Below are 15,273 nucleotides of genomic sequence, written 5' to 3'. Positions count from 1 at the left end.
GGACCTGGACGGACGGTCCAGGTGCGGCAGTCCCTTCACGCTGGGCCGGCGCCCATGGCGGCCGACGCGCACCGGGCCCGCCAGGTCAGCGGTGCGACGAGGGGCGGGACGCGTGGCCGACCGCCCGCTCCCGGGGTGTCGTGCTGACGCGGCCCGTCGCCGTGGCGCATCATCGTGGTGCGGCGGCGGCACTGCCGCGCGGCGGACACGTCGGGGGAGGGGGACCGTGGGCGACCGCAGTCCGAACCTCGGCCTGTTCCTGCTGTTCGTGGCGTTGCTCCAGTTCGGGTACCCGCTGACGCTGCACGGGCCGGGCTGGACCGCCCTGTACATGCTGCTCTACGCGGGGATGATCGCCTTCGGCCTGCTCGTCGTCCGCGGCGAGCGCGATCGTGTGCTGCCGGTCCTGGTCATCGGCGTCGTGCTGGCGTTCTTCGGGCTGTGGGTGGCGGTCGACCCGGAGCACGATGTGGCGCTGCTGGGGCTGTTCGTCACGGTCTCCGCCTTCCAGGTCGGTGTCGTCTACTCGCTGCTCAAGTTCGTCTACCGGCGCGGTGGGGCGCACGGTCTGGACCTCATCCTGGCCGCCGTCAGCGTCTACCTGCTCATCGGGGGAGTGTTCGCCGCCGTGTTCAGCGCGGTGGAGATCCTCGCCCCCGGCAGTTTCGTCGATTCCACCCACCCCGACGGCCCGATGCGCTGGCAGCGGTTCATGTACTTCTCGTACGTCACCCTGGTCACGCTGGGCTACGGGGACATCGTGCCCGCGGGTCCGTGGGTTCGCTCCCTGGCCGCCGTGGAGGCCGTGATCGGCACGCTGTACCTCACCACCGTCATCGCCCGGCTGGTCGGCGCGTACGTCGGGGTCCCCTCCCGGAGGCGCGGGGACGGCGGCGCGTCGGGCTGAGCACGGGGCGGCGGCGTCAGTCCGTGGGCGTGGCCGCGTCGTCCGGTTCGTCGGCCCACGGTCGCGGTGCGGCGGGGGTCGCGAGCACGTCGAGCCGGGCGGCGAGGGCCCTGCGGGCCGTGACGTAGGGCGTGGTCAGGTCGTCCTCCAGCAGGGACAGCGCGTTGGCCGCGTCCACGAACGCGTGCACCTCGAAGGCGAGGAGCGCGGTGTCGGTGTCCTCCGCCAGTTCACCGAGTTGGCGGGCGTCCTCGGCGGTGCGGACGATGAGCCCGCGCCACGCGTGCTGCGCCGCGACCAGGGATTCGCGCACCCGGCCCGGACGGGACTCGAACTCGGCGGTCACGGTGTAGAAGAAGCAGCCCCCCGAGAACACGCGCTCGCGCGAGTAGGCGAGCTTGTTCGCGCACAGCCGCCAGAGCCGGTCCACGCCCGGGGGCGCCTCCATGGCCTCGCGCACCACGTGGTCGTGGTAGATCCGGCTGGCCGCCCGGACGGCGGCGAGCTGTAGCTCCTCCTTGGAGCCGAAGTGCGCGAACACCCCGCTCTTGCTGATCTGGAGCTCCTTGGCCAGTCGGCCCAGGGACAGGCTCTCCAGCCCCTCCTCCGACGCGATGTCCACCGCGCGCCTGAGCACCGTCCGACGCGTCTGCTCGCCCCGCAGGATCCGGCCGTCGGTACTGGTGGTCATCGGTGCCTCCACGGACGTGGCGGGAGTGAACGGTCGGTCGATGGTCCGGACAGGATATCCGCCACTTGACGGACCGAGACCGGCGAACAAATAATACGAACGTTCGTATTATTTCTTCCAGCCACCAGGAGCCCACCGTGGACACCGCCTCCTTCCTCGGCGCCGCCCTCAACACGATCGCCCTGCCCGCCCCCCGCATCGCCGGAGCCCTGGCCCGCAGGGCGTGGGCCCGGCCGCCGCGACCCCGCCCGGTCTCCCCGGGAGCGCTCGAACTGCACGAGAGCGCCCGCTGGGAACGGCTCACCGTGGACGGCTGGCGGGTGGCCGCCTACGCGTGGGGCGACGGCGAACACCCGGTCCTGCTCGTCCACGGCTGGGGCTCGCGCGCCGCCCAACTCGCCCCGATCGCTCGGCGCCTCCTCGACCTCGGATACAGCCCCGTCGCCTGGGACGCTCCGGGCCACGGCGACACGGGCGGACCCGCGGGCACGATCCTGGAGGCACGGAGGATCATGGAGCTGCTCCAGGATCGCCACGGCCGGTTCCGCGCGGTCGTGGCCCACTCCCTGGGGGCGCCGTTCGCCGTCCACGCCCTGTGTGAGGGACTGGCGGCCGACCGCGTCGTCCTGGTCTCGGGCATGGCGGACTTCGCGTTCGCGACCGGGGGCTTCGAGGCCGCCCTCAGGCTGCGGCCGCGGACGTCACGGGCGCTGCGCTCGTCGATCGAAGGACACTACTTCGGTGGGGACACCACCGCCTGGGCGCGCTTCTCCACCACCCACGGTGCGGACGTGCTCACCCACCCGGTGCTCCTGCTGCACGATGAGGACGACCCCGTGGTCCCGGTGGAGCACTCCCGTCGGGCGCACGCGGCGTTCGGCGACCGGTCGCGGTTGGTCACCACCACCGGCCTGGGCCACAACCGCATCCTGAAGGACCCCGAGCAGGTCGACCGCGTGACCGACTTCGTCCGGGGCGCGGACCTGCCCACACGCGCCAGCGGCGACTGAATCCCGCGTCGGGCGCCCCTCAGTCCGTGGGCGCGGTCCCCGAGGTGTCCACGACCAGGTCCGCGTGCTCCCGGGGGCGGTGCTCGGCGTGGAACGCCTCCTCCTGCCGCGCCCACAGGGCCCGGTGGGGCGCGTACAGCGCCGCGTCCGCGCGCGGTCCAACCGGCGGGCCCGTTCGGCGTCCGTCGCGCTCACCCACACCAGGACGTCGAGGTGGGGGCGGGCCGGAGCGGCCCCGCAGCCGCACCCCTCGACGACGAGGGTGCCGGCACCGTCCGCCAGGGGCGGCGGCAGCGGCGTCCAACCCTCCCCGAAGCGGCCGAGTTCCCAGTCGAAGCGCCGCCAGGCCGCGCGTCGGCCGCGCGCGACCGGCTCCAGGACCCACTCACGCAGGAACCGATGGGCGAGCGACAGCCCCTCCCACCCCGGGTAGAGGTCCTCCATGGTCAGCACGGCAGAGGGCTCGCCCGCCCGGTGCAGCGCGGCGCCCAGCCGCGCGGCGACGGTGCTCTTGCCCGATCCCGACCGGCCCTCGACCGCGACCACGCGCGGCCGCCGCTTCGGGACGCGGGACAGCACGGCCGCGGCCAGGCGGTCCTCCCACCCGGCGTCACTGGTCCGGACGATCTCTGCTGGCACATCCAGGAGGGTAGCCGTGGCCCCGTGTTCGCGCTTGCGTTCAATCCTTGTAGCATGCCTCACAGCAGCGCGCGGCGCTGTCGCACGCACCGATCACGAGGGGGCCGGGTGACCGACACCACCGTGACGCCCGGGTCCCAGTCCGCCCTGCGTCAGGCCAACGAGCGACGCGTCGTGGACGTGCTGCGCCGGGACGGCACGCGCACCCAGGCCGAGCTGGCCCGCGCCACCGGCCTGTCCGCCGCGAGCGTGTCCAACATCGTGCGCGGCCTGCGCGCGGCGGGCACGGTCTCGGTCCGCGACACCGCCTCCAACGGCCGCCGGGCACGGGCGGTCACCCTCCTGCGCCCGCCGGGCACGGTCCTGGCCGTCGACTTCGCCGCGGACCGCGTCGCGGTCGGCGTGGGCGACAGCGACGGCAACCTCCTGGCACGCGAGGAGATCGGCTACGACGTCGCCGCGGACCCCGCGCGCAGCGTGCGCCGGGCCGCGTGGCTGGCCGAGACCACGCTCCAGCGCGCGCGGATCGACCTGCACACGGTGTCCTCGGCGGTCGCATCGGTCCCCGGTCCCCTCGACCCGGGCACCGGCGAGGTCGGCGCCATCTCGTGCGTGCCCCGGTGGACGGGTTTCCGCCCCGCCGAAGCCCTGGTCGAACGGCTCGGCGTCCCGGTGGTGGCGGAGAACGACGCCAACCTCGCCGCGCTGGCCGAGGGTCGGCGCGCGCGGGGGAGGGCGCCGAGCACCTGATCCACCTCGCGATCGGAGAGGGGGTGGGCGCCGGGATCGTCCTGTCGGGCGAGCTGTTCCGGGGCGCCGGCGGCACCGCGGGCGAGATCGGGCACATCGCGCTCGACCCCCGTGGTCCGGTGTGCCGGTGCGGCAACCGCGGCTGCCTGGAGACGTTCGTGGGCGCGAGCTACCTGCTGGACATGCTGCCGCAGAACTCCGAGGTGAACCGCGGACCGGGCGGTGCCCGGGTGAGCGACATCGTCGCCGCCGCGCTCACGGGAGACCCGGGCTGCCGACGCGTCGTCGCCGAGGCGGGGTCGGCGCTGGGACAGGGCATGGCCATCGTCGCCAACCTGTTCAATCCGGACCGGATCACTCTCGGGGGCGGTCTGGCCGAGGCTGGCGACCTGCTGTTGGAGCCGATGCGGCGGGCCATGGAGTTCGGTTCCCTGGGCAGTGCCCTGCGGGATCTGATTCTCGTGTCCGGCTCGCTCGGCCGGGACGCGTCCCTGTACGGGGCGCTGTGGACGGCGTCGCGCGTCGCGCGCTGACTCCGCCGTCGCCCTCCCCGTCGCCCTTGCCTTCACGCGTGCCGTGGGCAGCGCCGTTCCTCCCGTGTACCGCGAGGTCAGAGCGGGTGGAGCAGCTTGGACGCGGACCGTTTCGCGTATCCTTCACACGATGTCACACGCACTGTTCGCCGCTCTGGCCTGGTATTTCGCTGACTTTAACTGATGAACGCAGCGCTCGTAACGTTTCAGTTATGTGTTCATGAGTTGACGTCAAGCTGTCGGTGGGGTTCTACTTCACAGCATCACTCGCGAGTTCCCACCACCGATCCCCCGTCCAGAGAGCGCCCCGCGTTGAGCACACGACGCACCTTCCACCGACCAGCGGCCGCACTGGCCCTCCCCGCCGCCACCGCCGCGTTCGCCCTCCTCGTCTCCGGTTGCGGCTCCCTCACCACCACCGGTGGCGAGTCCGAGCGGGAGACGCACAGCGTGGAGGAGGCTTCCACGTCGGACTCCTCCTGCCCGAACTCCAGACCGCCCGCTACGAGGCCTTCGACCGGCCCTACTTCGAGCAGGCCCTCGCGGATCTGTGCCCCGCCTGCGACCTCTCCTACGCCAACGCCGACCAGGACGTGGACGAACAGCAGACGCAGGCCCAGGCCATGCTGACCGACGGGGTCGACGTGCTCGTGCTCGGCGCGGTCGACTCCCAGGCGGCCGCCGGGACCGTGAACGAGGCCCAGTCCCAGGGTGTGCCCGTCGTCGCCTACGACCGCCTCGCCCAGGGCGGCGTGGACATGTACGTGTCCTTCGACAACGTCCGCGTCGGCCAGGTCCAGGCGCAGGCGCTCCTGGAGGCGATCGAGCGGCAGGGCACCGCGGGCGACGGCCAGATCGTCGTGATCAACGGCTCGCCCACCGACCCGAACGCCGCCGACTTCAAGTCGGGCGCCCACGAGATCCTGGACGGGCAGATCGACGTCGGCCAGGAGTTCGACACCCCCGACTGGTCACCCGACCAGGCCAACAGCCAGATGGAGGGCGCCATCACCTCCCTGGGAGTGGACGAGATCATCGGCGTCTACTCGGCCAACGACGGCATGGCCTCGGGCATCATCTCCGCCCTGCGCAGCGCGGGCGTCGACACCGAGGACCTGCCCCCCGTCACCGGTCAGGACGCCGAACTCCACGGCATCCAGCGGATCATCGCCGGTGAGCAGTACATGACCGTCTACAAGGCGATCCGACCCGAGGCCGAGATCGCCGCCGCCATGGCGGTCGCCCTGGCCACCGGCCAGGATCTCGACGCGGGCGAGTACACCCTCACCGACGTCGAGGACGCCGACGGCGAGCCCGTCCCGTCCGTCCTGCTCGATCCGATCGCGGTGACCGAGGAGAACATCGGCGACACGGTCGTCTCCGACGGTCTCCACTCGATCGAGGAGATCTGCACCGACGACTACGCCGACACCGAGTTCTGCCAGGAAGCCCTGTAGGTCCACGGCGCGACGTCCTGACGGCGGGCGGGCCGGGTCCGACCGGTCGGCCCGCCATGGGGGCGAGGAAAGAGACACCAGCACCATGAGCACACCCGTCCTGGAACTGTCCAGGATCTCCAGACCTTCGGGGCCGTCCGCGCCCTCAGCCAGGTCGACTTCCACGTCGCGGCCGGAGAGGTCGTCGCCCTGCTCGGTGACAACGGAGCTGGCAAGTCCACCCTGGTCAAGGTGATCGCCGGGGCCCACCCCGCCGACACCGGCGGGACCATCGCGTGGGACGGGCGGCCGGTCGGCATCGGTTCGCCCTCCGACGCCCAACGGCTCGGCATCGCGACCATCTACCAGGACCTCGCCCTGTGCGACAACCTGGACATCGTCGCCAACCTGTTCCTCGGCAACGAACAGCTGCACTTCCCGGGCACCCTCGACGAGGTGGCCATGGAGAGCCGGGCCCGTGAGCTCCTGGACTCACTCTCGGTGCGCATCCCCGACCTGCGCGTCCCCGTCTCCGCGCTGTCCGGAGGCCAGCGGCAGATCATCGCCATCGCCCGCTCCCTGCTGGGCCAACCCCGCGTCGTCATGCTGGACGAGCCGACCGCGGCGCTGGGCGTCGCCCAGACCGCGCAGGTGCTCGACCTCATCGAGCGACTGCGCGACCAGGGCCTGGGCGTGGTGCTGATCAGCCACAACATGGCCGACGTCCGCGCGGTCGCCGACCGCGCCGTGGTGCTGCGGCTGGGCCGCAACGCCGGGGACTTCCCCATCGCGGAGACCAGTTACGAGGAGATCGTGGCCGCCATCACCGGCGCCACCGACAACCCGGTCACCCGCCGCTCCGAACGCACCGGCGCCTCCGCCGTGGCCACGAAGGACCACTGATGACCCAGCAGACACACCTCACCCACGAGGACACCGCCACGGAAACGGCGCCGACCGAGGCCGCGCGCGACCCCCGACTGCTCGTCACCGCGGCCTCCCCGCGCGGCTGGATCCAGGCCCTCCGACGCAACGTGCGCGGCGGCGAGCTCGGCCCGGTCCCGGTCGTCGTCGGGCTCGTCCTCATCGCGGTCGTCTTCCAATCGCTCAACGACCGGTTCCTCTCGCCGCAGAACCTGTCCAACCTGACCGTGCAGATCGCCGCGATCGGCCTTATGACCACCGGCGTGATCATGGTGCTGCTGCTCGGTGAGATCGACCTGTCCATCGGCTCGGTCGCCGGTCTGTCCGCCGCCGTGCTCGCGGTGCTCGCCGTACGCCACGGGGTCAACGAGTGGCTGGCCATCCTGGCCGCCCTCGGCGTCGGACTCCTGATCGGGCTCCTGCACGGAGTGATCTTCGCCAAGGTGGGCGTGCCCGCCTTCGTCGTCACCCTGGCGGGTCTCCTGGGCTGGCAGGGCACGCACCTGTACCTCATGGGCAGCGACGGCACGATCAGCACCAGCTCCAGCGGCCCCATCGCACTCCTGACCCAGACCTACTTCGTCCCGTTCCTGGGCTGGGCCATCGCGGCCGCGACCCTGGCCCTGTACCTGGTCTGCGCCCTGACCGCCGAACGCCGCAGGCGCCTGTCCGGCCTGCCGTACCGCGCTCCGGTCCAGGTCCTGGCGCGGACCGGGATGCTGGCGCTCCCGCTGATCGGCGGCGTGTGGACGCTCAACCAGTACAACGGGGTCCCGCTGGCCTTCCTCGTCTTCGTCGGGTTCGTGGTCCTGCTGGACCTGGTCCTGCGCAAGACCCGCTACGGGCGCATGGTCTACGCGGTGGGCGGCAACGCCGAGGCGGCCCGGCGCGCGGGCGTCAACGTGGACCTCATCCGCGTGTCGGTGTTCGGTATCGCGTCAGCGCTGGCCGCGCTCGGAGGGATCATGCTGGTCTCGCGCAACTTCGCGGCGAGCGTGTCCACCGGCGGCGGGGCCGAGCTGATGATGGCCATCGCCGCGGCGGTCATCGGCGGGACCAGTCTCTTCGGCGGTCGCGGCAACGCCTACTCCGCCCTCCTGGGCGGTCTGGTCCTGGGCGCGATCACCTCCGGTCTGCTCCTGCTCCAGATGGACACCTCGGTCCGGTTCATGATCACCGCGGCGGTCCTGCTGATCGCGGTCATCCTGGACGCGGTCTCCCGGCGCGGGCGCAAGACCCACGCCCGGGGCGGCGCCTAGGAAGCGGGGCGGGCGCCCCGCTCCCCCCGGGAGGGCGGCCCCCGCCACTCCCGGCCACCCCGCTCCGGTCCGGACCTCCCGTCGGACCGGGGCCGTCGCGTGCGCGCACGCGACGGCCCCGGTCCCTTCCACGGAACCCGTACCCGGACGGGGCCCGCGCGCGGCCGCTGTTACGTTCGTCGCGACCGACCGCCTCGGCCCCGGGCACTCCGCCCGCACGTCGGTCCATCAGCCGTGCCCGGATGACGGCCGCACCGGTGCGCCCACCGGGTTCCGAGGCGTCTATCCCAGGAGGAAACGCATGCGAAGGATTCTCGTCATCGGCGCGGGCCCGTCCGGTCTCCAGCTCGGCATCGGCCTGCTCGCCGAGGACTACGAGGTGACGCTGGTCAGCCCGCGCGGCCCTGAGGAACTGCGCGCGGGACCGGTGCTGTCCACCCAGTGCCTCTTCGGGCCCGCCCTGCGCCGCGAACGGCGCCACGGGCTGTCCCTGTGGCAGGGCCGCGCGCCGCTCATCGAGGGGGTCGGGGTCAGGGTCACGGGAACGGCGGACCCCGACGTGTCCTGGGTCGGTCGGCTGAACGAGCCCGCCCAGTCCGTCGACCAGCGGCTCAGCCTCTCCGCGTGGCTGGAGCGGTTCGTTCGCGACGGCGGCCGGTTCCTCCGCCGCCGGGTCACGGTCGGCGAACTGGAGGAACTCGCCCGCGACCACGACCTGACCGTCGTCGCCGCGGGACGGGGCGAGATGTCGCGGATCTTCCCGCAGGACGCTGTGCGGGCGGTCTCCGGCGCTCCCCAGCGCATCCTCACGGCGGCCTACGTCACGGGCGCCGAGCCCCACCCCGAGGGCGCTGTCCTGAGCCGGACCGCGCTCCCCGGAGTCGGTGAGGTGATCAGCCTGCCCACGTACTCCCTGACCGGGCCGTGCCACGCGGTGATGGTCGAGGCCGTGCCGGGAGGGCCGATGGACCGTCCCACGGCCCCCGACGCGTCCGCCGAGGAGGTGTACGCCGGACTGGCGGACCTGCTCCGAGAGCACGCGCCCCGGGAGTACGAGCGCTTCGTCCACGCCCGGCCCGCCGATCCCGGGGCCACGCTGCGCGGCGCCTACGCCCCGGTCGTCCGCCAGCCCGTCGCCCGACTGCCCCGTGGCACCGCCGTGCTGGGTATGGCCGACACCGTGGTCACCAACGACCCTGTCACCGCGCAGGGGGCGAACATGGCCTCCCTGTGCGCCGACGTCTACCGCCGCGCGATCGTCGACCACGGCGCACGGCCGTTCGACGAGCCGTTCATGCGCCGGGCCTTCGCCTCATACTGGCAGCAGGCCCGTCACGTGACCGCGTGGAGCAGGGTCATGCTCTCCGGTCCCCGTCACGTGTGGGACCTGTTTCGTCTGGCCGCCGAGCACCAGCCGACCGCCGACCGCTTCGCCGACTCCTTCAGTGACCCGAGCGGCCTCATCGACTGGTTCCTGCACCCCGAGCGGGCCATGGAGTACGCCGACGGTGTCCGCGGGCCCGTCCACGCTCTGTGATCCCATGAGCTGACCTCTCAATCCCGATCGGTGGGTGGACATGTAGCGTTCGCCCCCTGATGAACACAGCACTCCTGGAACCCGTCTCCCTCGGGCCGCTCGCGCGGCGGACGCCTGGGTCTTCGTCCTCCTGGCCGGGACGGCCGTTCTCGCGGGGGCGGCCGTGCAGAGCACGGTCGGACTCGGCCTGGGGCTGGTGGCGGCGCCGGTCATCTCCCTCCTGGACCCGACGCTCATGCCGGGGGCGATGCTCATCGCCGCGGTTCTGCTCCCCCTGTTCACGCTGTTCCAGGAGTGGCGGCACGTGGACTGGAAGGGGGTGGCCTGGGGGCTGCCCGCCCGGATCCCGGGGACGGCGGTGGGCGTGTGGGTGGTCGCCACCCTCCCGCCCGGGGCACTGGCTGGCCTGGTCGGCGCCATGGTGCTCATCGCGGTGGCGCTGTCCGTGCGGTCCTTCCGGGTGCGGATCAGCCCGGGCTCCCTCGTCGTCGCCGGATGCCTGTCCGGGTTCACGGGCACCGCCACGTCGGTGGGCGGCCCGCCGATGGCGCTGCTCTACCAGGACGAACCGCCCTCGCGGGTGCGAGCCACGCTGGCCGCCTTCTTCCTGCTCGGCGCGACCGTCTCACTCGCCGCGCTCGGGATGGGCGGGCAGCTGGACTCGCGGACGGCCGTCGTGGGGGTCGCCGCGATCCCGTTCGTCGGGGCCGGGTTCGCGTTGGGCAACGTCGTGCGCCGCCGCATCGAGGCGGCCCGGCTGCGCGTGGCGATGTTGTGTGTGGTCACGGTCTCGGCGATCGGCCTGCTCACGAGGGCCGTCCTCGGTTAGCGTCGGTGGGGGAGGGGCAATGCCGTGTTCAGGAGCGAGTAATGTACGCGAGAAAACCGTGTGGGGCCGGTGTCCGCGCACGCGTCGTCGGGCCGGAGCGTTCCGGGGCGCGGGCGGCTCCGACCGGGAGCGCCGACCCGATCCCGTCCCGGGTGCGACCCGTGGACACGGGCTCATAGACTCGGGTACGCATACCTGCGGGTAGCCAAATCCGGGCCAGGTCACCGTCCGGAGACGGCAAACTCACGCGGACACGTTGGACGAGGGGACTGACGAGACAGTGGCACTGTTCGAGTCGATACACAATCCGGAAGCGCTCAAGAAGCTCCCGGCCGACCAGCTTCCAAGCTGGCGCGGGAGATCAGAGACTTCCTGGTCGACTCCTGTGCGCAGACCGGCGGCCACCTCGGTCCCAGCCTCGGCGTCGTCGAACTGACCATCGCCCTGCACCGGGTCTTCGACTCGCCCAAGGACCCCATCCTCTTCGACACCGGTCACCAGGCCTACGCGCACAAGGTGCTCACCGGCCGCCACGACTTCACCGACCTCAAGTCCGAGGGCGGACTGTCCGGGTACCCGTCCCGGGCCGAGTCCGAGCACGACTTCATCGAGAACTCGCACGCCTCCACGGCCCTGTCCTACGCCGACGGCATGGCCCGGGCCAACGAGGTCAGGGGCCGCCGCGACCGTACGGTGGTCGCGGTGATCGGCGACGGCGCCCTCACCGGCGGCATGGCCTGGGAGGCGCTCAACAACATCGCCGAGAGGAGGAACCGGCGCCTGGTCATCGTGGTCAACGACAACGGCCGCTCCTACTCGCCCACGCGGGGCGGCATCGCCGACCACCTGGCCTCCCTGCGTCTGACCCCCGGCTACGAGCAGGCGCTCGACCTGGCCAAGACCACGCTCAACCGGACGCCCGTCGTCGGCCAGCCCCTGTACGAGGCCCTGCACGGCCTGAAGAAGGGCGTCAAGGACGCGATCCAGCCGCAGATGATGTTCGAGGACCTGGGGTTGAAGTACCTCGGTCCCATCGACGGGCACGACGAACCCGCGCTGGAGAAGGCGCTGCGCCGCGCCCGTGACTTCGGCGGACCCGTGATCGTCCACTGCATCACGCAGAAGGGCAAGGGCTACGCCCCCGCCGAGAACCACGACGAGGACCAGTTCCACGCCCCCGGCCCCTTCGACGTCGACACCGGCCAGGCCAAACCCGGCCCCAAGGCGGAGAAGTGGACGTCGGTCTTCGGCGAGACCATGGTCGAGATCGGCGCCGAGCGCGAGGACGTCGTCGCCATCACCGCGGCCATGCTCTACCCCACGGGGCTGAACAAGTTCGCCGCCGCCTACCCCGACCGCTGCTTCGACGTCGGCATCGCCGAGCAGCACGCCGCCACCGCCGCCACCGGCATGGCCATGAACGGCCTCCACCCCGTGGTCGCCGTCTACGCCACCTTCCTCAACCGGTGCTTCGACCAGGTCCTCATGGACGCCGCGCTGCACCGGCAGGGGGTCACCTTCTGCCTGGACCGCGCCGGGGTGACCGGCAACGACGGCGCCAGCCACAACGGCATGTGGGACCTGTCGATCCTTCAGGTCGTGCCGGGCCTGCGCCTGGCCGCCCCGCGCGACGCCGAGCGCCTGCGCCGCCTCCTGCGCGAGGCCGTGGCGGTCGAGGACGCCCCCACGGTGGTGCGCTACCCCAAGGGCGCGGTCGCCGAGCACCTCGACGCGATCGGCCGGGTCGGATCCATGGACCTGCTGCGCCGGGCCACCGAGGGCGGCCGTTCCAAGGACCTGCTCGTCGTGGGCGTCGGCAGCATGGCCCAGGTCGCCTGTGAGGTCGCCGACCGGATGGCCGACCAGGGTATCGGCGTCACCGTCGTCGACCCGATGTGGGTCAAGCCCCTGGACGGGGCCCTGGTCGCCGAGGCCGCCGAGCACGGCGTCGTGGCCGTCATCGAGGACAACGGCCGCACCGGCGCCGTCGGTGACGCCGTCGCCCGTCTGCTGCGCGACAACGACGTCGACGTGCCCGTGCGCACCTTCGGCATCGAGCAGGAGTTCCTCGACCACGCCAAGCGGGACCGCATCCTCCAGCAGCAGGGCCTGACCCCCCAGGAGCTCTCCCGAAAGCTCACCGAGACCGTCTCCCGTCACACCGAGTCCGCCGCGTCCCCGGTGGCCGCGTCCTGACCGGAGCCTGGCTCTGACGGGGCTCACCGCGCCTCGCGTCGGCCCAGACGGACGCCCGCGGCGCGGTCCTGGCCTCCTGGCGCCCCGGCGGAGCCCGAGCCACACCCCAGGACGCTGCCCGGGTAAGCCGGGAGCCGATCCCGGCCGGATCCGCGTGGACGAGGGCGTCCCCGACGCGGGGACGCCCTCCACATGCGCCCGGCACGGGCCCTGGAGCTGTCAGAATGGAACCATGACCGTTCCCGACCCCGACCAGCAGCGCGCCGGCGAGCCGCTCCGGGTGGCCGTGATCGGATCCGGGCCGGCGGGCATCTACGCGGCCGACGCGCTCATCCGCCAGAGCCGCGTCCCCGTCCGGGTGGACGTCATGGACCGGCTGCCCACCCCCTACGGTCTGGTCCGCTACGGCGTGGCCCCCGACCACACCAAGATCAAGGGCGTGGCCCGCGCGCTGCGCAAGGTTCTGGAGCACCCGCACGTGCGCTTCGTCGGCGGGGTCGAGTTCGGGGCCGCCCTCACCCGCGCCCACCTGGCCCGCACACACCACGCAGTGGTGTACGCGACCGGCGCCAGCGTCGACCGCCGACTGGGCGTCCCCGGCGAGGACCTGCCCGGAAGCGTCGCCGCCACCGACTTCGTCAACTGGTACTGCGGCCACCCCGACAGCGAACTGGAGCGGTTCGTCCTGGGCGCGGAGGAGGTCGCCGTGGTGGGGGCCGGCAACGTGGCCCTGGACGTGGCGCGCATCCTGGTCAAGACCGCCGACGAACTCCGGCACACCGACATCCCCCAGCCCGTCCTGGAGGCCCTGGCCGCCAGCAGTGTGCGCGTCGTCCACCTGCTGGCCAGGCGCGGCCCGCTCCAGGCGAAGTTCACCGCGCCCGAGCTGCGCGACCTTCTCGCCCTGCCGGACGTGGACGTGGTCGTCTCCGCCGAGCAGGTCGACATCGACCCCGCCGACGTGGGCGGTCCCGCCCCCGAGGTGCACCAGGTGGCCCGGGCGGCGCGCACCAACCTGCGGCTGCTGTCCGATCAGGCACGGCGCGCCCCGCGCGGGTGCGCGCGCAGTGTCCGGCTGCACTTCTGGGTGCGTCCGGAGGAGATCCTGGGAACCGACCGGGTGACCGGTGTCCGGTTGGAGCACACGCGTCTGGACCCCGACGGGCACCTGGCGGGAACCGGGCAAACCACCCTGCTCGACGTCGGGATGGTGCTTCGGTCGGTCGGGTACGCCGGGGTGCCGCTGCCCGGCGTCCCCTTCGACCCGGTCGAGCGGACCGTCCCGCAGGAGGCGGGCCGGGTGCTGGACACCGCGGGTCGGCCCGTCCCCGGCGACTACGTGGCCGGATGGATCAAGCGCGGCGCAACCGGGGTGATCGGCACGAACAAGTCCGACGCCGCCGGGACCGTCCGCTCGCTCCTCGACGACGCGCCGACGCTGCGCTCGGGCGCACCGGACCTGGTCCCGTTGGAGGCGCTCCTGGACGAGCTGGGAATCGGGCACAGCGGCTACGGCGACTGGCTGCGCATCGACAGCGCCGAGGCGGAGCAGGCCGAACGGCTCGACCGCGGGGAACGGGTCAAGCTGCACGGCTGGGGCGCCTACCGTGAGGTCATCGAAGGCGGCTGAGGCACGCCGAGCCCCGCCCCCGCCGACCCGCGGCGTGGGCGGGGCGGTGCTCAGGAGACTCGGCGCGCCTCGGCCCCGTAGGTGTTGCAGCCCTCCACGGTTTCTCCTGACCAGCCTTCCTCCAGCCAGAACGAGCGGTTGACCGCGCTGCCGTGGGTGTCCAGGTCGCCGCCGGCGTGAAGTGCTCGTCGACGACGCCCAGCGCCTCGGCGTCGCCGTCCATGATCGCCCGCAGGCCGATCCCGGCCAAGCACTCGGCCTGGAGCTCGGTCCGGCGCAACGCCTCCAGGCGCTCGTCCTCGTCCTTGGACCCGAACTCCAACTGGTGGGAGAGGTCGAGGATGCCTGTCGCGAACTGGACGTGGTGGCCGTACTCGTGCCCCATGAGGGCCACCCAGACCTCCTCCTGGTCCTCGTCGGGGACGAACGCGCCGAGCTCGCGGACGTTGGGTAGGACGACGGTGATGCGGGTGTGGTCGCTCTCGTAGTAGGCGAGCGTGTAGCCCTCCTCCTCGCCCGAGTCGGGGGACTCGCGGGTGACCGTGATGTCCGGTGTCTCGGAGTGGAGCCCGAGCCCGTTCATCACCGGTTCCCACAGTGTGTCCAGGCACTCCCCGGTCGCGTCGGCGAACACCTCCCAGGACTCGTCGGAGTCGATGTCCAGATCGGGCGGGTCGCACTCGACCGTCGTGGGCACGGCGGCGGAGTACAGGGGGTGGTCGTCGAGGCCGACATCCACCGGGTTCGGGGCCGCGGTCAGGGCGGCCTCGTAGTACAGGGAGACGTCGGCTCCGCCCGCCGAGGGCTCCTCGCGCGGGGTGCTGACCACGGTCACGACGCTCGCGGCCAGTGCCGAGAGCGCGACCGCCCCCGCGACCGCGGTGCCGAACAGCACGTTCCTGCCGGTGCGGCGGCGCGGTGGTCGCGGCGGG

The 15,273-nt window shown here is 72.5% G+C and carries 8 protein-coding genes and 5 pseudogenes; 10 read left to right on the top strand and 3 right to left on the bottom strand.

Annotation, left to right across the window (positions count from 1 at the left end; translation table 11 throughout):
- Positions 1-226 precede the first annotated feature (226 nt).
- On the top strand, positions 227-907 hold the full coding sequence (locus BJF83_RS11550) for a potassium channel family protein (RefSeq protein WP_075926281.1): 681 nt from the start codon (positions 227-229) through the stop codon (positions 905-907).
- Between the two features lie 16 nt (positions 908-923).
- Here BJF83_RS11550 and BJF83_RS11545 read toward each other — a convergent pair whose 3' ends face one another.
- A complete protein-coding gene (locus BJF83_RS11545) occupies positions 924-1,598 on the bottom strand; it encodes a TetR/AcrR family transcriptional regulator (RefSeq protein WP_075926280.1) in 675 nt (224 codons plus the stop codon).
- Positions 1,599-1,735: 137 nt separating this feature from the next.
- Between BJF83_RS11545 and BJF83_RS11540 the strand changes: the two genes are divergently transcribed.
- Entirely contained in the window at positions 1,736-2,608 is an 873-nt protein-coding gene (locus BJF83_RS11540; RefSeq protein WP_075926279.1) for an alpha/beta hydrolase, read from the top strand.
- 19 nt (positions 2,609-2,627) lie between these two features.
- Here BJF83_RS11540 and BJF83_RS11535 read toward each other — a convergent pair.
- Positions 2,628-3,199 (bottom strand): annotated as a pseudogene (locus tag BJF83_RS11535) (uridine kinase).
- 156 nt (positions 3,200-3,355) lie between these two features.
- Here BJF83_RS11535 and BJF83_RS11530 point away from each other — a divergent pair.
- The 8 genes and pseudogenes from BJF83_RS11530 to BJF83_RS11495 all read left to right on the top strand — a co-directional run bounded on the left by BJF83_RS11530 (position 3,356) and on the right by BJF83_RS11495 (position 14,341).
- Positions 3,356-4,530: pseudogene (locus BJF83_RS11530) on the top strand (ROK family protein).
- 312 nt (positions 4,531-4,842) lie between these two features.
- Positions 4,843-5,987 (top strand): annotated as a pseudogene (locus BJF83_RS11525) (sugar ABC transporter substrate-binding protein).
- A gap of 85 nt (positions 5,988-6,072) precedes the next feature.
- Positions 6,073-6,869, top strand: a pseudogene (locus BJF83_RS11520) (ATP-binding cassette domain-containing protein).
- Positions 6,869-8,149, top strand: a complete 1,281-nt coding sequence (locus BJF83_RS11515) for a sugar ABC transporter permease (protein ID WP_075926278.1) — start codon at positions 6,869-6,871, stop codon at positions 8,147-8,149. The pseudogene BJF83_RS11520 and the gene BJF83_RS11515 overlap by 1 nt, the downstream one beginning before the upstream one ends.
- Before the next feature lie 301 nt (positions 8,150-8,450).
- On the top strand, positions 8,451-9,686 hold the full coding sequence (locus BJF83_RS11510) for a styrene monooxygenase/indole monooxygenase family protein (protein WP_075926277.1): 1,236 nt from the start codon (positions 8,451-8,453) through the stop codon (positions 9,684-9,686).
- Between the two features lie 163 nt (positions 9,687-9,849).
- Entirely contained in the window at positions 9,850-10,515 is a 666-nt protein-coding gene (locus BJF83_RS11505) for a sulfite exporter TauE/SafE family protein (protein WP_394329325.1), read from the top strand.
- 280 nt (positions 10,516-10,795) lie between these two features.
- Positions 10,796-12,711: pseudogene (dxs, locus tag BJF83_RS11500) on the top strand (1-deoxy-D-xylulose-5-phosphate synthase).
- A 232-nt stretch (positions 12,712-12,943) separates the two neighbouring features.
- Positions 12,944-14,341, top strand: coding sequence for an FAD-dependent oxidoreductase (locus BJF83_RS11495; RefSeq protein WP_075926275.1), 1,398 nt, complete (start codon positions 12,944-12,946; stop codon positions 14,339-14,341).
- Here the strand turns inward: BJF83_RS11495 and BJF83_RS11490 are convergent.
- Positions 14,325-15,236 (bottom strand): neutral zinc metallopeptidase, encoded by a 912-nt coding sequence (locus tag BJF83_RS11490; RefSeq protein ID WP_316042257.1) that lies wholly within the window; start codon positions 15,234-15,236, stop codon positions 14,325-14,327. The two genes, BJF83_RS11495 and BJF83_RS11490, sit on opposite strands and share 17 nt — an antisense overlap.
- Positions 15,237-15,273: the final 37 nt, after the last annotated feature.

This window comes from Nocardiopsis sp. CNR-923 (genome assembly GCF_001942255.1).
Taxonomy (GTDB): domain Bacteria; phylum Actinomycetota; class Actinomycetes; order Streptosporangiales; family Streptosporangiaceae; genus Nocardiopsis.
This window is presented reverse-complemented; position numbering and strand designations above follow the sequence as displayed.

Excerpts from the sequence above, each read along its gene's own strand:
- BJF83_RS11515 (WP_075926278.1), top strand. The coding sequence starts at position 6,869 with ATGACCCAGCAGACACACCTCACCCACGAGGACACCGCCACGGAAACG.
- BJF83_RS11545 (WP_075926280.1), bottom strand. The coding sequence starts at position 1,598 with ATGACCACCAGTACCGACGGCCGGATCCTGCGGGGCGAGCAGACGCGT.
- BJF83_RS11495 (WP_075926275.1), top strand. The coding sequence starts at position 12,944 with ATGACCGTTCCCGACCCCGACCAGCAGCGCGCCGGCGAGCCGCTCCGG.
- BJF83_RS11510 (WP_075926277.1), top strand. The coding sequence starts at position 8,451 with ATGCGAAGGATTCTCGTCATCGGCGCGGGCCCGTCCGGTCTCCAGCTC.